The sequence below is a fragment of the Chitinophagaceae bacterium genome (genome assembly GCA_016710165.1).
Classification (GTDB): domain Bacteria; phylum Bacteroidota; class Bacteroidia; order Chitinophagales; family Chitinophagaceae; genus Ferruginibacter.
In genome coordinates this window covers 1,260,677-1,280,702 of sequence record JADJLJ010000001.1, presented here as the reverse complement: position 1 = coordinate 1,280,702, position 20,026 = coordinate 1,260,677, and the positions used below count along the sequence as shown (strand labels likewise).

11 protein-coding genes, 1 tRNA gene and 1 pseudogene are annotated in these 20,026 nt (G+C 42.6%); 12 read left to right on the top strand and 1 reads right to left on the bottom strand.

What is annotated here, in order from left to right:
* Positions 1–90: 90 nt before the first annotated feature.
* From IPJ02_05555 to IPJ02_05535, 5 genes are all read left to right on the top strand, one after another.
* Positions 91–2,568: a DNA translocase FtsK gene (locus IPJ02_05555; protein ID MBK7375032.1), complete on the top strand. Its 2,478-nt coding sequence runs from the start codon at positions 91–93 to the stop codon at positions 2,566–2,568.
* A 120-nt stretch (positions 2,569–2,688) separates the two neighbouring features.
* The gene (locus IPJ02_05550) at positions 2,689–3,267 is read left to right on the top strand and encodes an aminoacyl-tRNA hydrolase (protein MBK7375031.1); all 579 of its coding nucleotides are present in this window, start codon (positions 2,689–2,691) and stop codon (positions 3,265–3,267) included.
* A 96-nt stretch (positions 3,268–3,363) separates the two neighbouring features.
* On the top strand, positions 3,364–3,975 hold the full coding sequence (locus IPJ02_05545) for a fumarylacetoacetate hydrolase family protein (protein MBK7375030.1): 612 nt from the start codon (positions 3,364–3,366) through the stop codon (positions 3,973–3,975).
* Between the two features lie 129 nt (positions 3,976–4,104).
* The gene (locus IPJ02_05540; protein ID MBK7375029.1) at positions 4,105–6,183 is read left to right on the top strand and encodes a tungsten formylmethanofuran dehydrogenase; all 2,079 of its coding nucleotides are present in this window, start codon (positions 4,105–4,107) and stop codon (positions 6,181–6,183) included.
* 507 nt (positions 6,184–6,690) lie between these two features.
* Positions 6,691–6,764, top strand: a tRNA-Met gene (locus IPJ02_05535).
* A gap of 1,256 nt (positions 6,765–8,020) precedes the next feature.
* Here IPJ02_05535 and IPJ02_05530 read toward each other — a convergent pair.
* A complete protein-coding gene (locus IPJ02_05530; GenBank protein ID MBK7375028.1) occupies positions 8,021–8,722 on the bottom strand; it encodes a FadR family transcriptional regulator in 702 nt (233 codons plus the stop codon).
* Positions 8,723–8,910: 188 nt separating this feature from the next.
* On the opposite strand from IPJ02_05530, the gene IPJ02_05525 reads away from it, so the two are divergent.
* The 7 genes and pseudogenes from IPJ02_05525 (at position 8,911) to IPJ02_05495 (ending at position 20,024) form a co-directional block, all read left to right on the top strand.
* Entirely contained in the window at positions 8,911–12,210 is a 3,300-nt protein-coding gene (locus IPJ02_05525) for a SusC/RagA family TonB-linked outer membrane protein (protein MBK7375027.1), read from the top strand.
* An 18-nt stretch (positions 12,211–12,228) separates the two neighbouring features.
* Positions 12,229–13,767, top strand: a complete 1,539-nt coding sequence (gene nanU / locus IPJ02_05520) for a SusD family outer membrane lipoprotein NanU (protein ID MBK7375026.1) — start codon at positions 12,229–12,231, stop codon at positions 13,765–13,767.
* Between the two features lie 139 nt (positions 13,768–13,906).
* A complete protein-coding gene (locus IPJ02_05515) occupies positions 13,907–14,845 on the top strand; it encodes a dihydrodipicolinate synthase family protein (GenBank protein ID MBK7375025.1) in 939 nt (312 codons plus the stop codon).
* 224 nt (positions 14,846–15,069) lie between these two features.
* Positions 15,070–16,020 carry a galactose oxidase gene (locus IPJ02_05510; protein MBK7375024.1) on the top strand — a complete coding sequence of 317 codons (951 nt, stop codon included), beginning with the start codon at positions 15,070–15,072 and terminating at the stop codon, positions 16,018–16,020.
* Positions 16,017–17,245: pseudogene (locus IPJ02_05505) on the top strand (MFS transporter). The gene IPJ02_05510 and the pseudogene IPJ02_05505 overlap by 4 nt, the downstream one beginning before the upstream one ends.
* Positions 17,246–17,316: 71 nt before the next feature.
* Positions 17,317–18,732, top strand: a complete 1,416-nt coding sequence (locus IPJ02_05500) for an exo-alpha-sialidase (GenBank protein ID MBK7375023.1) — start codon at positions 17,317–17,319, stop codon at positions 18,730–18,732.
* Positions 18,733–18,848: 116 nt separating this feature from the next.
* A complete protein-coding gene (locus IPJ02_05495; GenBank protein ID MBK7375022.1) occupies positions 18,849–20,024 on the top strand; it encodes an exo-alpha-sialidase in 1,176 nt (391 codons plus the stop codon).
* The last annotated feature ends 2 nt before the right edge of the window (positions 20,025–20,026 follow it).

The following is a 20,026-nucleotide window of genomic DNA, read 5'->3' as shown; positions in this document are numbered from 1 at the left end:
ACCTACATAAATTCAATGATAACGTTTATTCCCGGGCTATGCTTTTTTGCCTGTATTTCAAGCAGGGGGTTTTCTATATCTTTGTTGCCGATGGCGAATAAACTTAAATCCTCCAGGACAAAACCTGCAGATCCTGAGCAGATGAAACAGGAAAAAGAAGAGACCGTAGAGGTAAAACAATTACTTAAGGACGAACGTACGCATAAGATTGCCGGCAGTATTTTGCTGCTTTTTGCTTTTCTTTTTTTCATAGCTTTTACATCGTATTTATTTACCTGGGGGGACGACCAGGACAAGTTCAGCTACCGCATGCTGCTTGCCAACGACATCAAAGTGCAGAACCTGCTGGGCACTTTCGGCGCTTTCATCTCGGAAATATTCGTCCGTCATGGTTTCGGCATCGCTTCTTATCTCATCTGCAGTACATTCTTTGTGATCGGCATTAACCTGTTCTTCGGGAAGAAGGTCTTTTCCATTGGCAAGAATATCAAATACCTCATACTTGGTTTACCCGTTATCAGCGTGGCGGCCGCGGTTATCTTCCAGGGCAAGGCATTCCCGTATGGGGGCGCAGCCGGTGACATGATGCGGGACTGGATGTATGTGACCGTTGGCAAGATCGGTACCATCGCCATCTTATCCGTGGCTGTACTGTCATATATTATCTGGCGGTTCAACCCGGTATTTAAACTGCCATCGAAAAAAGCAGCCCTTGCCCCGGAAGAAAATACGGAACCAGTTGCGGAGATCATTTCAGAAAAAGTAGAGTGGAAGGGAACAGAAGAACCCGTTCCTTCATCCGGCAATTCATTAAAGGGCAATGGTGCCATGCTGGATATCCTGCAGTCGGGCGACAAAGGGCCACAGCACGATCTGAATGTGGTTGAAAAAGAAGAACCGGAAATAAGACCGGTAGTGCCGGAAGAGCCTGTCATAAAAGAACCGGTGATCCCTGTTAAAGCGGTGCCTGTTGTAAGCGACCTTCCGCTGGAGATCAAAACAGTGCCGGAAAAGCATGCAGAAGAGGCAGCAGCGCCGGCAGCTGCAAAACTCCCGTCCTCCAAGCCCTATGATCCTGTGCTGGACCTGCGGGATTATAAATACCCGGTGCTTGACCTCCTGGAAAATCATGGCAGTGATAAGATCGTGCAGGATGCCAATGAACTGGAGAATAACAAGAACCAGATCATCAACACACTGAAGAACTACGACATCCAGATACAGAAGATCTATGCCACCGTTGGGCCAACGGTTACCTTGTATGAGATCATTCCGGCGGCCGGCGTACGAATCTCCCGGATCAAGAACCTGGAAGATGATATTGCACTGAGCCTGGCGGCATTGGGCATCCGCATCATTGCGCCCATACCCGGTAAAGGCACCATCGGTATTGAAGTGCCGAATGCCAAGAAGACAGTGGTGAGCATGAAAACCCTGCTGTCCTCCGAGAAATTCCAGAAAAATAATTTCTCTCTTCCCATTGCCATCGGTAAAAAGATCGATAATGAGAATTTTATTGTTGATCTCACTACCATGCCGCACCTGCTGATGGCAGGCGCCACCGGCCAGGGAAAATCGGTTGGATTGAATGCCATCCTGGTTTCGCTGTTGTATAAAAAACATCCTTCGCAACTGAAATTTGTCCTGGTGGATCCGAAGAAAGTGGAGCTGAGTATTTACAAGACGATCGAAAATCACTTTTTGGCAAAACTGCCCGGCGAGGAAGATGCCATCATCACCGATACAAAAAAAGTGGTGCATACCCTCAATGCACTCTGCATTGAGATGGACAACCGGTATGACCTGTTGAAAGAAGCCGGTTGCCGCAATATCCGGGAGTACAATGAAAAATTTGTAGCCCGGAAACTGAATCCTGAAAAAGGGCACCAGTACCTGCCTTTTATTGTTTTGGTGGTGGATGAATTTGCCGACCTGATCATGACCGCCGGTAAGGAAATTGAAATGCCGATAGCCCGCCTGGCACAGCTGGCGAGGGCAGTGGGGATTCACCTGATCATTGCCACGCAACGGCCTTCGGTAAATATCATTACCGGTACCATTAAGGCAAACTTCCCCGCCCGTATTGCTTTTAAAGTGAGCAGTAAGATCGACAGCCGTACCATCCTGGATACCGGCGGCGCTGAACAATTGATCGGCAAGGGCGATATGCTCATCAGCTATAATGGCGACATCGTCCGGTTACAATGTGCCTTTGTGGATACCCCCGAAGTGGATAAGATCGTTGACTTCATTGGTCAGCAACGCGGTTATCCGCAGGCATTCTTATTGCCGGAGTATATTGATGAGAAAGAGATGGAGGGGAAGGATTTTGACCTGGGCGATAAAGACCCCTTGTTTGAAGATGCCGCCCGGCTGATCGTTGCCAGCCAGGTAGGAAGTACTTCCTTACTGCAACGCCGCATGAAACTGGGCTATAACCGGGCCGGCCGGTTGATGGATCAACTGGAAGCGGCAGGAATAGTAGGAGGCAACCAGGGAAGCAAGGCAAGGGATGTATTGGTAAAAACAGAAGCAGACCTGCAGCAGATGCTGGATACATTAAATTAAACCGTGAGTCGGGAGTCGTCAGTCGTGAATCGTGAGTCTTGAGTTTAGAATTGTTCTACCCTCATGCCTCGGGTCTTACGCTTCGCTACTCACTGCTCACGTCTCACTACGCACGTTTATATGTCTAAATTTCTCATTGTTGGCCTGGGCAATATCGGGTCCGAGTATGCAAATACCCGTCATAATATTGGTTTTGATGTAGTGAATGCATTTGTGATGAAACACAAAGGCAGTTTTGAGGTTGACCGCCTGGCCTATAAGGCGGAGGTAAAGTTCAAGGGGAAGAACCTGGTATGCATTTGTCCCACCACCTACATGAACCTGAGCGGACGGGCTTTTAAGTACTGGCTGGATAAGACAAAACTGCCGCTGGAAAACACCCTGACCATTGTGGATGATATTGCCCTGCCTTTGGATAAGATCAGGCTCCGGCCCGGTGGCTCAGACGCCGGCCATAATGGGCTCAAGGATATACAGAATATCCTGGGTACGGATAAATACCCCAAACTCAGGTTTGGCATCGGGGACCAGTACCCGAGGGGTATGCAGGCAGAATTTGTGCTGGGTAAATGGCTTAAGGAAGAAGAGCCCATGGTAAGGCTGAAAATAGAAAAATGCATCGAGATCATCGAAAGTTTTGTAGCCGTTGGCATCGAACAGTCAATGACATTATATAATAATATATCCGTAAAACTTTAAAAAGGACTGTGGATGGCTTTCTTCCACATAATTGTTTTTTTTATGCTATTTGTCTATATTCGTGCCTGAACCGCAATACCTTAAAAAAAACGTGCAATGAAGATTATTTGTGTAGGCCGAAATTATGCTGATCACGCAAAAGAACTCGGTAATGATATTCCGGATGAGCCGGTTTTGTTCATGAAACCCAAGAGTGCGCTTCTTCAAAGCCATACCCCATTTTATTATCCTGAATTTACCAATGAACTGCATTATGAATGTGAGATCGTATTGAGGGTTTGCAAGAACGGTAAATACATACAGGAAAAGCATGCGCCCAATTATTACGATGCCGTAACGGTTGGCATTGATTTTACCGCCCGTGACATCCAGGATGAGCTGAAAAAGAAAGGCCTTCCCTGGGAAAAGGCAAAAGCATTCGATAACTCCGCCGTGCTGGGAAAATTCATTGAACTGACACCCGATTTCAACCGGAAAAGCATTAATTTTTCGTTATTAAAGAACAAGGAACTGGTGCAGAAAGCCAATTCTTCGCAAATGATCTTCAGCTTTGAAAAGATCATTGAGAACATCTCCAATTATTTTTCTCTGAATATCGGCGACCTCATCTTTACCGGTACCCCGGCAGGTGTTGGCGAAGCCGTGGTGGGAGACGTACTGGAAGGATTTATCGATAACCAGTGCATGCTGAACATAGAAGTAAAATAGGGCTTTACGGAATTTAAATGCTTCCTATATCGCTGTTCACGCATCAGCGATTTTTTATTTTATACCTTTGACCGAACCTGCCTGCCGTCAAGCAGGTCTATTTTTTCATCTTCGATGCTGCTGTATTAAATGACCGACAAGGATATTTTATTAAGGGCTTACCGGTTGATGTGCCAGGCAAAGGCCATGGCCACCACCTATGAAGATAACAGGCCCATTTGCAGGTATGTGCATTCCACCAGTCGTGGACATGAAGCCATTCAACTGGCCACCGCCTTTCAGTTGCTGCCCTGTGATTTTGTAAGTCCTTATTACCGGGATGAAAGTTTATTGCTCGGGCTTGGGTTTTCTCCTTATGAACTGATGCTGCAGTTGCTTGCCAAAGGCAATGATATATTTACCGGTGGCCGGGAATATTATTCTCATCCCAATTACCGGGGAGAAGATAAGCCCACCATCATCCACCAGAGCAGCGCCACCGGAATGCAGGCCATCCCCACCACCGGGATTGCGCAGGGAGTGAAATTCCTGGAAAAAATACAGTCGGATAAACTGAAAAGGGGTGCCAACGGGGAACCACCGGTTGTCATCTGTTCACTGGGCGATGCATCGGTTACGGAGGGGGAAGTGAGTGAAGCATTCCAGTTTGCCGCATTGCACCAGTTGCCTGTTATTTACCTGGTGCAGGATAATGGCTGGGGCATCAGTGTTACGTCGGAGGAAGCAAGGACCACCAATGCCAATGAAATGGTAAAGGGTTTCAAGGGTATAAAACGCATCAGTATTGACGGCAGTGATTTTTTACAGAGTTATGATGTGATGAAAAATGTGGTAGAGGAAGTGAGGAGGGAACGGCATCCGTTTTTGGTGCATGCAAGGGTTCCTTTGCTTGGGCATCACACCAGCGGCGTACGGAAAGAATTTTACCGAACGGATGAAGACCTGGCCAAACATTCGGCAGATGATCCCGGCCCAAAACTCCGCAAAAAATTACAGGAGATGGGTATTGATGAGGAACACCTTGTTCATATAGAAGAAGAAGCGGCAAAAGAAGTGGCGCATCATTTCCAGGGAGCTGTTGCCGCACCCGAACCTGATCCCGCAACGGTCGGTAACCATGTTTTTGTGCCTACGGGTATCACCGATGAACAGGGAGAGAGAATCCCGATAGCTATCGGGACCGGTAAAGAAAAAGTTTTGATGGTGGATGCGGCATTATTTGCCATACGCGAGATCATGGAGGATTTTCCCGAAGCGCTTTTGTACGGGCAGGATGTAGGCAGAAGGCTGGGCGGCGTTTTCCGGGAAGCAGCTACCCTTGCCGAACAGTTTGGCGACCACCGGGTTTTTAATACCGCCATACAGGAAGCATATATCATCGGGTCTACGGTTGGCATGTGTGCAACCGGCCTGAAACCTATCGTGGAAGTTCAGTTTGGAGATTATATTTACCCAGGCCTGAATCAGCTGGTAACAGAGATCTCAAAAAGCTGTTATCTCAGTTGCGGGAAATTCCCGGTACAGACATTGATACGGGTACCGGTAGGCGCTTATGGCGGCGGCGGTCCTTATCACAGCGGTTGCGTGGAAACCACCTTGCTTTCCATCAAAGGCATCAAGATCGTTTACCCCAGCAATGCGGCCGATATGAAGGGACTTTTAAAAGCGGCGTTCCTCGATCCCAACCCGGTGGTGATGCTGGAGCACAAAGGACTTTACTGGAGCAAAGTGCCTGGCACAGAAGACGCAAAGACCATTGAACCCTCCCGGGATTATATCATTCCATTAGGTAAAGGAAATATTGTATTACCCGCAGATGATGATTGCGTGGAAGACGGTGAAAGCTGTTGCGTGATCACATACGGAATGGGAGTTTACTGGGCAAAAGCAGCCGCTAAGAATTTCCCCGGCCGGGTTGAGATCATTGACCTGCGCACGTTGTTCCCATTAGACGAGGAACTTGTTTTTGCAACCGTGAAAAAGCATGGAAAATGCCTGGTACTTACCGAGGAACAACAGGACAATTCTTTTTCAGAAGCGCTGGCAGGCCGGATCTCAAAAACCTGTTTTCAATGGCTGGATGCCCCGGTGGAGGTGCTGGGCGCCATGAATTTACCGGCCGTGCCCATGAATACGATACTGGAGCAGGCCATGTTGCCCGGTGCTGAAAAACTGTCTAAGCGGATCGAACAACTTCTGAGTGCTTAAGAGCCGGAATTTTGTTGAAATGGACTATATTTGCACCCCGTTTGACAGCAGTTGAAGTCTGCTGAGAAATAAAACTTATAAGTATTTGTCGGGGTATCCGCCGGTTATCGGATGGTTAGAGCATCGGATTCATATCCGCCAATTGGCGGACAGCAGTTGAAGTCTGCTGAGAAATAAAACTTATAAGTATTTGTCGGGGTATCCGCCGGTTATCGGATGGTTAGAGCATCGGATTCATATCCGCCAATTGGCGGACAGCAGTTGAAGTCTGCTGAGAAATAAAACTTAAAAATGTTTGTCGGGGTATCCGCCGGTTGTCGGATGGTTAGAGCATCGGGTTCATATCCGCCAATTGGCGGACAGCAGTTGAAGTCTGCTGAGAAATAAAACTTATAAGTATTTGTCGGGGTATCCGCCGGTTGTCGGATGGTTAGAGCATCGGGTTCATATCCGCCAATTGGCGGACAGCAGTTGAAGTCTGCTGAGAAATAAAACTTATAAGTATTTGTCGGGGTAGCTCAGCTGGTTAGAGCATCGGATTCATAACCCGAAGGTCGGCAGTTCAAGTCTGCTCCCCGATACAGGACGGGAATTTTCAATAAAATTTTGAAAGTTCCCGTTATTTTTTTGCTCACAAATAGCTGAAATTGAGGACACTAATTCAAGAAATTTGTTAACATTTCTGGTTAGATATTGATGATTTTTGGCATCATAAAAAATACCATCCGGAAACAATGTTTTATGTGATCTACGTTTTTCCTCAAGATTGCTGGAAGTCCATATTTTACTGATGTTTTCAAGTTTTTTCAGAGAATTTGAAAGCAGGTTTTCCAGGTTAGATATTGTCACTTTCCTGTTATTCAATGCTTTGGTGATTTCAAGTAGTTGTTCAGTAAGGTGCTGTTTGGTAAGTTCATGCGTTTCTTTATCAATTTGTCCCAGTCCAAATCTGATTTTTAACTGTTTTATCTGGCTTTGAGTAGTTGCTAATTGGGTTTCAAGTTGTTTCGAAGTATTAAAATTTTCAGCGTTATAATTGGCAAATAGTTTTGTTAGTTGTATTTCAATCAAGGAGGCTATTTTACCAGGTGCTTCAAATTGATTAAGTAACTCCAGGAATAGCTGTTCAGCACTTTTCTTTTTTGAAGTTGGGGAAGTTTTGGCACAGAGGCTAACCCCGTTGCATTTTAAACACCTGTAATAATGCAGGTTCTTTTGATTGTTTTTATAAACTACCATAAAGCAGTCACAAATATCACAGCGGAGCAAGCGGGTCAGTGGTCTGTCATCAACTTCTTTTTTATGCTGGTACCCTGATGGATTTTTTTGTAAGATTTGTTGTACCCTCATAAAGTCATCAATGGATACAATTGGCTCCCTGTTGCCTTTTACAGGCTCTTCTGCCAGTTTGTTAGTATTGATGTCACAGTAAAATGGATTCCGCCACAGGGCACTTACCTTTTTTGATTCGATATTGAATCCACTGGCAGCCAATTTTGATATTATTTGTACATCACTGAAAAGCCCGGATAGCTTCCTTTGCCAGGGCCTCTTTTAATAACTTCCCGGTTTCATTTATTATGATTCTTTGTTTTTGCTTATAAAATTCCCATCCCTTACCCTTGGGCCATAATGGTCGTAGCCAATGGGGCCGGGGCATCTGCATCTGATTTAATGTTTTTTCAGCAGATGAATGTACATCAACTGCAACAGAAAAAACATCAAATCACATGCAGAGAAAGAAGCGAAAATAAGGTATTGTAAGTATCAGTATTATTTTGTCAGCAATTTTATATTTATATGGTTAGCAACTGGTAAAGCAGCGCCGTGGCACAAACTATGGTAAATCGAATATCCTGGCAAAATGGTTCTCAAGATGGTCTCTCATACCATTTCTAAATTGCTCGGGAGTCCCATCCTCCAGAATATCCACTAGCTCTTTATGGGAAACAAACATTTTTAACAAAGGCTGTTTTTTTAATAATCCGCTGTTATGTACATAATCAAAAACGGGCAATAACATTTTCTGGAATTTTTTCATGGTTTCATTACCAGTTATCTCATACAGTTTACCGTGAAAGGCAATTTCATGCTCAATATTAAATAGATGATATTGAGTTGCCGGGGGTTCGTCGTCCACAATTTCATGCAGGGCTTTAATATCCTCTTTTGTAATGCGATGAAAAAGCAAATCAGCCATTCCTATTTCCAGCACTAACCGTATTTCAAATACTTCCCTCAATGTTTCAGGCGTAAGAATATGAGGATTCATGCTCTTGCTCATATTACCAAATAAATCAGGGCTGGTAATAACAGCGCCTTTTTTCTTTTTTGATTCAATCAGCCCCATCATCCTAAGCCGGAGCAAGGCTTCTCTTATTACAGTACGGCTTACGCCAAGCCTTTCGGCAAGTTCCAGTTCAGTTGGTATAGAATCCCCGATTTTCAACTTTTGCTGTTGTAAGAGCTGCACCAGGTTCGACTCCACTCTGTCAACAAGACTGGTATTTTCTATGGACTTAAATGTTTCTGTAAGCATCTCAGTTGTCATAAAATATGTATTACTTAATACTAAAGATATGATTTTTTATTTTTAGTAAAGCCTCTTTCTAATATTTGATTTTCATAATGTTAATAACTTTTTTATGAAATATTTGGCTAAGGTCAGGATATACCATTATCTTTATTATGTCATACATAATACAATTAACGATAAAAACTGCTGTTATGAAATCTGCAATTATGAGAGTCTCGCTTTCGATAGCCTGCATTCTCCTATCAGCGACTGTTTGGTCGCAAACTCAAAAAATTTCCGGTAAGATTACCTCTGATGAGGATAATAAGCCATTATCGGGCGTGAACATTATTGTAAAAGGAAAAAATACTGGTACACAAACAAACAGCAATGGTGAATTTTCCATTGACGCATCGCAGGGGGATGTATTAGTTTTTTCATTTACAGGATTTACTTCTCAAGAAGTTACTGTCGGTACTTCATCCAATGTTTCACTTTCTATGAAAACGGAAGCATCCAATCTCGGTGAGGTTGTTGTTGTCGGGTATGGTACACAATCAAGACGAAATCTTACAAGCTCGATTAGCAAGCTTGATAATGCTGTGCTTAAAAATGCCCCAAGGTCAAATGTTGCTACGGCTCTGCAAGGTTCCATAGCCGGTATAAGAGTAGTGAATAATTCAGGAACACCCGGGGGGGCTCCTTCAATTCTTTTGAGGGGCTATTCTACCATCAGCAGTGATGTCTCGCCATTAGTAGTAGTTGATGGAATAATACGTTCACTCAATGATATACCAAGTGACGATATCGCATCTATTGAATTATTGAAAGATGCGGCTTCAACAGCAATTTATGGGACAAGGGCTACAAATGGTGTGATACTTATTACCACAAAACAGGGAAAATCTGGAACGGCACAAGTATCATATAAATATGTAAAAGGTTTAAATAGAAACAGAGAAGATTATAACTACCTGAGTGCAAAAGATTATATCTATTATAACCGGTTGGGAAATTTCAATAGCCAAAGATCACTTACAGCAGTTAATCAATCAAGAGGATATGGTTTACCAACAGGGCCGGGGGTACCCTCCGGCACAGGTATTGCAGATTTTAACTTGTTCGACATCAGAAAGTATGATGCCTCCAATGCTTACCTTCTCAATAGTGGATGGGATACCGTTGGTGACCCTTATGGCGGTACAATCATTTTTAAGGACCATGGTGGTGAAGTTGCTGACCTGGTATTCAGGAATAGTAATACAGATGACCACTATGTAAATGTAACAGGGGGTAACGACAGGGGAAAATATTTTGCCAGCTTTGATTATTATAAAGAAACAGGAATAATAGTAGGCTCGGACTATAAGCGGTTTTCAGGAAACATTAATGGCTCTTACAAGGTTAAGCCAAACCTGGAAGTTGGCTCAGGGGCCACATTCTCCACTTCTTCTCAATTTGGGGTAATAGGAGGAGAAATTAATACACTTTACAGAAATATTGGACTTTGGCCAACGATGAACCCCTGGCTTGATTCTGCAAAAACTATTCCTAATCCTGGAAATGGTATTACAGACGGCAACCCATTATATTGGTTGAATAAAAACATAAGAAACAATGAAGTTAATAGGATTACTGGTAATGCCTTTGTGAAGTACGACATTATGAAAAACCTTTTTGTAAAACTCTCTGGTAATATTTACCTGTTTGAAAATGTGAATGACGGCTTTACAAAAGCAACACAGACTTACGGACAACTCTATACCAATCCGCAAGGGTTTAATACTACAAGGCCTGCATTTGCTTCATTTGGAAGAACCGTACAAAAAACATTTAATGGCATTATCAATTATACAAAATCCATTGGAAGGAAACATAATATTGAAGCAATGATTGGCGCTGAATCATTTGGTCAGAAATCTTTAAGTACACAGGTTTCCGGTACCGGCGCCCCAACAGATGATATTACAACCGTCAATGCTTCTACTGTTTTTGCACCTGGCAGTAACTTCAGCAGTAAATCTCAATTCAGGATTATCTCCAACTTCAGCAGGATAAATTACAACTATGACAACCGTTATTTACTCACTTTTGTCCACAGAGCAGACGGTATATCCAGCCTGGCAGAAAAAGTGAGATGGGGATTTTTTCCGGGCATTTCAGTGGGTTGGAACTTGCACAATGAAAAATTTTATAAAGGGTCAGCTGTTGCAAACGTAGTTTCTTCCATTAAGCCACGTATAAGCTATGGTGTAAATGGAAATGCTTCCGGCATTGGTAATTATGATGTGCAAGGTGGTTACGGCTCACAAGGCAATTATAACGGTGGCTTGGGATTTCTAAATACACTGCCGGTTAATCCAAAATTAACCTGGGAAAAAAGCACCACAACAGATATAGGACTGGACATTGGTATATTGAAAAATAAGGTTACAATAATTTTTGATTACTTCAAAAGGCTTAACAGCGATATTTTACAAAGCCTGGTGCTTCCCGCTTATACCGGCTTTGGTGGTATTACTACAAATAATGGTGAACTGGAAAATAAAGGTTACGAATTTACGGTTAACGCAAATATCTTAAAAACTAAAAGCGGAATTAACTTAGACGTAAGTGGCAACATCGCATTTGTAAAAAACAAAATAACTAAACTGCCTTTCAATGGTAACGAAAATAACCGGCAGGGAGGTTTTCAAATTTTTGACCCCAAGGCTGGTAAAGTTATTTGGGTAAGTGGATTACAGGAAGGCCAGCCCCTTGGAGCTGTATATGCCTATAAACAAATATCTATTTTTCAAAATGCAGCTGAAATAGCTACAGTTGCTAATACCAGGTACGATGCTGTAGCACTTATCTCCGGCCCCGGGCTTACATCTGGTTTAGGTAAAATCACCCCCGGTGATGTTAACTGGATGGACGTAGATAAAAATGACACAATTGATTCTAGAGACCAGGTATACGTAGGAAACATTAACCCTAAGTTTACAGGAGGTTTTTCTACCACACTTTCGTTTAAGGGCTTTAGCCTGTATACCCGCTGGGATTTTGCGGTTGGTCATATTCTGTACAATGATTTAGTTACAAGAACACTCGGTAATTATCAGGGTACCTTCAATTATATTGACTGGCAGAAGAAAGGTTTTTCTGGCGATAACTCTATGAACGATATTCCAAAAGTTTATTTTGCTGACCAGGTAGGCGCTCCTGCCGGTAAGAAAAACTATACCCGTGGCAATAATGCAAATCAGGTTCTGCAAAGCAACAATTCAAGATTTTATGAAAAAGGTGATTACTTAGCCTGCAGAGAAATTACGCTGTCTTATGATTTTGGAAAAAAACTTTTGTCAAAAACAAGAGTGCTGTCGCAGGCAAGGTTGTTTATGAACATTAATAACCTGTTTTACATTACCAAATTTAGTGGTAATTCACCTGAGCCAAAATCAAACGGAATTTTTGCAGGAAACTATCCAACGCCAAAATCATATGTGTTCGGGGTACAGGTATCCTTTTAATCTTTAAAAATTTTATTTATGAAACGAATAATATGTTATCTCACTATAACCATTACTACAGCAGGTTTTTTTACTTCATGTAAAAAGCAACTGAATTTGGAGCCCATCAGCAGTATCAGCGATGCCAGTTATTGGAAAACAGCAGATCAGTTTGATGCATTTGTGTCGGGTATTCATGCCCGGTTCAGAAGCCATGTATCATCTATTCAGGCATTGGGCGAATTAAGGTCCGATATTTACGGAACAGAACCCGGCAGTGCAAGTACATTTACCGGCGAAGCTACACAGGGACTGGAGCGTTTTTGGCAACAAAACCTAACATTAGATGCCCCGGGAGTAGGTAGCTTTGGAGGTTTTTATAGCAACATAGCACAATTAAATTTGCTGATTGATAAATTAAGTTCAACGGCTGTAGTAAGTACGGCCAACAAAAACTATTATCTCGGGCTTGCATATGGTATGAGGGCATACTATTACTTTCAATTAACCCGTGCCTGGGGTAATGTTGTAATTTGGACAGGTTTGTTTACAGATGTGGATCTTGCAAATCTGGCGAAACCTGCTTCACCTGCGGCCGATGTTATAGTTTTAATAAAATCTGACATTGATAAATCAGTCTCCAGCTATGCCACTGACTATTCATTCCGCAACACAAAATCTTACTGGAGCAAGGCTGCTACACTCATGTTAAAGGCGGAAGTGTATTTATGGACATCTCAAAATGGCGGTGGTGCCGCTGATGCCACTACGGCACTTAATTCCTTAACTGATATTCAAACAAATATTCCTGCTCTTGCTTTGCAAGCAAATTTTGCAAATGTATTTGCTGTTACCAGCCGTGGTAATAGTGAAATTATCTTTGCTGTTCGTAACCTGAACGCTGAAAACTCACTACCGTTTTCCGGAACATTTTATCCGCAAACTTCATTGATTGCAAATTTTCATGACTCATTAAATGCAAGGCAGATGAACAGCCCTACTTTAGACAACTGGGGCGGCTTGTTAAGGGCCCCGGTAAGGGTGGCCACTTTCAGAAAGTTTAATAATAGCGATGCCCGTAAATGGTTCTCCATTCAATCGGCCTTCACAAGGCCCAGCCCCGGAGTGTATGTTATTGCAGGTTGCTTTGTTAAGAAATTTGAGGGTGAGCAGGTAGCCGGCATAAGGGTATACAGTAATGATTATCCAATTTACAGATATGCAGACTTATTATTATTGATTGCTGAGGCAAAAGTTCTTTCAGGCCAAAATCCGGCAACAGAAATAAATTTAGTAAGGGCAAGAGCATTTGGGGCCAATTATGTTGCAGGTACTATTGGGTTCCCTAATCAGGTTATTGATGCGGATGCCAAGCAGGCTATTCTGCAGGAACGTTTGTTTGAATTCATTTTTGAGGGTAAAAGGTGGCATGACCTGCGCCGTTTCGGCAATAGTTATGTATTCCAGCACACCAGTGTATTATCGTCGGAAGCTTATAAAGTGCTTTGGCCAATTGATAGGGCTTCTTTAACAAACAACAGGGCATTGACACAAACGCCAGGTTATCCGGCGTTTTGATAATAGCCTGATGACGGAAGTTATAATAATGATTTTCATATAGCATAAGCAGTTAGCAAGCAATCACCGGGAGTATTCTTGCTCCCGGTTTTTTATTACTCTATCTTCAATTATTATCTTACTATATCAAAATAACAATATGGCATTTCCACAATTACAAGGCTTAATAGCAGCGCCATTTACACCGATGTATAAGGATGGCTCACTAAATCTATCCCTTATTCCTTCATACTACAAAATGCTTAAAGCAAATGGGGTTATAGGGGCTTTTATTTGCGGCTCCACCGGCGAGGGGGTTTCCATGTCGGTGGATGAAAAAAAAGCAGTGGCTGAAGCATGGGCTGCCTGTACAAAAGGCGATGCCGATTTTATTGTAATGCCATTATTAGGCGGCACCTGCCTGACAGATTGCAAAGAACTGGCCTTACATGCCAGGGAAATTGGATTGAATGCGGTTTCTTTTACATCGCCTTTTTACTTTAAACCAGCCAATGTAGAAATGCTGGCACAATGCTGTTATGAAGTCGCTTCAGCAGTACCGGATATGCCTTTCTATTATTACCACATTCCTGTATTAACTGGTGTTGGTTTTCCAATGTTTGATTTATTAAAAGCCATTGATGGTAAAGTGCCAAATTTTGCCGGAATAAAATATACTCATGAAGATTTTATGGATTTTCTTTCTTGTATCCATTTTCAAAATGGTAAGTATGATATGCTGTGGGGCAGGGATGAAAATATGTTACCTGCTTTATCATTAGGGGCAAAGGCAGCAGTAGGCAGCACCTTTAACTATGCAGCGCCTTTGTACTATAATCTTATAGATGCTTTTAATGATGGTGATTTGCAAAAAGCACAATTATTGCAACAGCAATCAATTGATATGATACGGTTGCTGGGCAAATATGGGGGCATTGCAACTGGCAAAGCATATATGAAATTAATCGGGTTAGACTGTGGTGAATTTCGTTTACCTGTAAAGAATATGGATGCTGATAATTTTGAGTTATTCAAAAAAGAAGTTGGACAACTTATGTTCAGTAATTTCTGTTCTAAAACACCTGTTGCTCAAATATGATATAATAAATGAACCAATACTTGCCATTTATAATTACAAAACTCATGTTTTTAACTGCACCTGTTATGGCACAAAAAACTACTGGCATTTCTATGAAATGGGAAATAGCTGCTGAACTGCCTGCGGATAGCGGACAACAAGTTTCATTGGGTTTTGCAGGCCCGGTTACCGGTGTAAGCGGTAACAAAATGTTTGTTGCCGGGGGGGCAAATTTCCCCGACAGTATGCCCTGGCAGGGAGGGAAAAAAAAGTATTACGGTGACATATATGTTTATAAAAAAAATGGTACCCGGTTTACACGACTGGCCATTGAATTAAAATTACCGGAAAATATAGCCTATAGCGCTAATTGCTCCACACCCAAAGGGCTTGTTTATGCCGGCGGAGAAAATGAAGCAGGTATTTCTGATAAAGTGTTTTTAATGCAATGGGATAATGAAATTAAATCTGCCGTAGTAAAAAGTTTGCCCAAGCTTCCTGTTGCTATTACAAATGCATCTGCTGTTTCCGATAAAAATATTGTTTATGTGGCAGGAGGTGAAACAACCGATAGCGTTTCAGATAAATGTTGGTCTATTGACCTGAACAATACAGGTGAAGGATGGAAAGAATTAGCCTCAGTTCCTAAACCGGTTTCCCATGCTGTGCTTGTTGCACCTCGAGTAAATGGGATTTTGAAACTTTACCTTTTTGGGGGACGGCGAAAAACCCCTGTGGGCATCAGCGAATTATATAATTCTGTGTATGAATACAACGCATTGAAAAACCAATGGAATGAATTAGAACCTTTACTGTACACATTATCAGCCGGAACCGGGGTAGCTGCCGGTTCTGCTGGTATCGTGTTGTTTGGAGGCGACAGAGGCACCACTTTTAGCAAAGTGGAAAATTTTAACGCAGATATCAGTAAGGCCAAAACCGAAGCAGAAAAAAAACAGTTAACGCAACAGAAAATTCAATTACTCGAAGCACATCCCGGATTCAGTAAGGAAGTTCTTCTTTACAATATCAATACAGGAAAATGCAAAACTGCAGGAACGATACCCTTTCCTGTACCTGTAACCACTACTGCTTTCTGGTGGGATAATATTGCGATGATACCCAGCGGTGAAATAAAAGCAGGTGTTCGTACACCCAATATTTTATCAGTAAAAATCTTGCAACAAACAAAATGATACAATCAAAAAAATATCCCTGGATAGTAGTGGCGCTGCTTTGGGTGGTAGCATTGCTTAATTATATGGACAGGCAAATGCTCAGCACCATGAAGCCTACCATGATGGTGGATATTTCAGAACTGCAATCAGCCACCAACTTCGGGTATCTGATGGCAATCTTCCTCTGGATATACGGATTTATGAGTCCTGTATCAGGCATCATTGCTGACAGAATAAACAGAAAATGGTTAATCGTAGGAAGTTTGTTTGTTTGGAGTGCTGTTACGTTTGCAATGGGATATGCAAAAACATTTGACCAATTGTATTGGCTGCGTGCTGCAATGGGTGTAAGTGAGGCGTTATATATTCCTGCCGGGCTATCACTCATTGCCGATTATCATTCTGATAAAACAAGGTCACTGGCCGTTGGTATTCACATGACGGGTTTGTATATGGGCCAGGCCCTCGGCGGCTTTGGTGCAACCATAGCTGCAGAGTTTTCCTGGCAGCAAACATTTCAGTCATTCGGCATCATCGGTATCGTTTATTCAGCCGTGCTGATTTTATTTTTAAAGGAAAAAGATATACTGAAACAGCGGATGATATTGTAAAAGAGAAATCATCAGTTTTTAAAGGGCTTGGCGTTTTGTTTGTAAACATTTCCTTCTGGATAATACTTTTCTATTTTGCCATACCCAGCCTACCCGGTTGGGGAGTAAAAAACTGGCTGCCCACACTGTTTGCCGAAAACTTAAATATTGATATGTCGAAAGCCGGTCCATTATCCACCATCACTATTGCCGCATCATCTTTTTTGGGAGTCATCTTCGGCGGAATTTTATCTGACCGTTGGGTGCAGAAAAATATCCGTGGCAGAATTTATACAAGTGCTATTGGTTTGGGATTAACCATTCCCGCATTACTGTTTATCGGTTTTGGTCATTCCTTATTTGCAGTTATTGGTTCGGCATTTTGTTTTGGTTTTGGCTTTGGTATGTTCGATGCCAACAACATGCCGATACTTTGCCAGTTTGTTTCAAAAAAATACAGGGCCACTGCTTATGGATTGATGAATATGGTTGGTGTATTTGCCGGAGCATTTATAACCGACCTGCTTGGTAAATCAACAGATGCCGGAAAGTTGGGAAAAGATTTTGCCATGCTTGCAGGAATTGTGGCAGTGGCTTTAATTATCCAGTTATTGTTCCTGCGGCCAAAGAATAAAGAATTCACTGAAGTATAAAAAGAATTTATGGGAACAGTTCGGTTTAAAATGTGGGCCTGTATTTTATTGCTTGCAATGTGCAGTTTTGAGTGTTCAAAAAAATCTTCTCCGCCACCGCCGCCGGCAATGTACAGGCAAGTTCTTACTCGCCTGATATCCCTGTGTTGCGTGGGTTGGCAGAAAATCCCATTGTACGGGTAGCTATTACTATACCTGCGGGCAATGCAGAACAAAAAATAAGAAAGCTACAGTGTACACTGAATACGCAGGCCATTGCTGGGGTGGATAAAATAAACATTTATGCATCCGGGGCCGACCCGGTTTTTACCATTCCATCCATTGCATCCGTTTCTCCTGCTGCGGCAATGGGTATACCTGTAACACTAAATTTGCAGCCCGGCACCCGTTTTATCTGGGCCAGCATTGTTTTAAAAAACAATGCAGGCATTGATAATAAAATTGAATTACGTTGCACTAGGCTGACTACGGAAGAAGGAAAAGAAATTATAATTACTCAGGACAATTCTGTTTATTCAAAACGGGCCGGTGTGGCAGTAAGAAAAGCAGGTGATGATGGCGTAAACACCTACCGCATTCCCGGTATAGTGCAAACAGACAGGGGAACATTAATTGCGGTGTATGATATACGCTATACCGGTAGTGGCGATTTACCAGGCAATATTGATGTGGGCATGAGCCGCAGCACCGACAGTGGAAGAACATGGCAGCCGATGAAAATAATTATGGACATGGGCGCCCCTCATGAAAACAACGGCATTGGCGACCCGGCTGTTTTATTTGACCCCGTTACAAAAAAAATATTTGTTGCAGCATTATGGAGCAAAGGCAATCGTTCTATTGCCGGTTCTATAGGCGGCATTTCTCCGGATTCTACCGGGCAGTTTGTATTAGTAAGCAGTACAGATGATGGGGCTACCTGGTCTGCGCCATATACCATAACCCCGCAAATAAAAGAACCGGCATGGAAAATATTTTTCAATGGCCCCGGCAATGGTATTGCCATGCAGGATGGCAAATTGGTTTTTGCAGCGCAATACTGGACGGCTGGCAATGTTCCCTACTCCACTATTATTTACAGCGATAATAACGGCAGTACATGGAAAGGGAAAATCCTTGGCCCAAAATCAAACACCACCGAAGCACAGGTGGTGGAAACAACACCCGGTACATTGATGTTGAACATGCGGGACAACCGGGGAAGTTTTAGAAGTGTAGCTACCACTACAAATATGGGCGCAAGCTGGACAGAACATTCCATTTCTTACAACACATTGCCCGACCCTGTATGTATGGGGAGCTTTATTAAAGCAAAAGTGAATGTAAACGGAACGTTGAAAGATGTTTTGTTTTTCAGCAACCCCAATACTTCTGCTGCGCCCAGAGAAAAAATTACCATCAAGGCAAGTTTGGATTTAGGACAAACATGGTTGCCGGTAAATCAGTTGCTGATTGATGAAAGAAGTGTTTCGGCTATTCCTGTTTAACAAAGATTGATGATAATACTATTGGATTGTTATACGAGGGTACAAAGGATTTGTATTATGTAAAAGTGCCGGTTAGTGAAATAATAAAATAAATCAAGGATTAAACACAATCATAAATGAAGGCTGCATCATTATTCATCATTGCGATTTTCAGTTTGGTTAGTAGCACTGCTCAATACAAAACTGTCCCTGTTTTTATATCGGGTACTGAAGGCCATAAATCATATCGCATCCCTGCCATCGTTTCCCTGCCCAATGGTGAGTTGCTGGCATTTGCTGAAGGTCGTGTTAATAATGCTGGAGACTTTGGAGATATTAATATTGTATTGAAACGCAGTGGTGATGGCGGCAATACATGGAGTGCTTTGCAACATGTAGCTGAGTTTGATACTTTACAAGCCGGTAATCCTGCACCTGTGGTTGATTTAACAGACCCTGCATACCCCAATGGCCGGATTTTTTTGTTTTATAATACCGGCAATAATCATGAAGGAGAAGTGAGAAAAGGTAAAGGATATAAGCAGGTATGGTATAAAACATCAGTTGATGGCGGCCATACATGGAGCAATGCAGTTGATATAACAACGCAGGTTCATCGCCCCAAACAAATACTGCTAAACGCCGCTTATAATTTCCCGGAAGACTGGCGGACTTATGCCAACACACCCGGCCATGCCATGCAATTTCAAAAGGGAAAGTACAAAGGAAGAATTTTTGTGGCGGCAAATCATTCAGCAGGCGGGCCGCAAAAACAGGCAATGGATTATGATGCTCATGGGTTTTATACGGATGACCATGGCAAAACATTTCATCTTGGTACTTCTTTAAATGTTCCCGGAAGTAATGAATCTACCGCAGCCGAATTAAGTAATGACAGGTTGATGATGAACAGCCGTAATCAGCGGGGGCATATCCGGCAAAGAATTGTTTCCATCAGCAGCGACGGTGGCGCTACCTGGGACACCAGTTATTTTGATAAAAATCTTCCTGACCCTGTTTGCCAGGGAAGTTTGTTGAATACAGGTACAAAAAAAGGGAAAAACATTCTTGTCTTTTGCAATGCGGCTGATACCTCAAGCAGGGACAAACTTACGTTACGCATAAGTTTTGATGAAGGGAAAACCTGGAAGAAAAACATCCTGCTGGCTAAAAATGAAAAACCTTACAAGGATAAAAGAATGGACTTTGCTGCCTATTCCGATATAGTAGAGTTGGATAAAAACAAAGTGGGTGTATTGTATGAGAAAGAAAATTACAGGCAAATAGTTTTTATCAGCGTAAAGTTGAAATGATT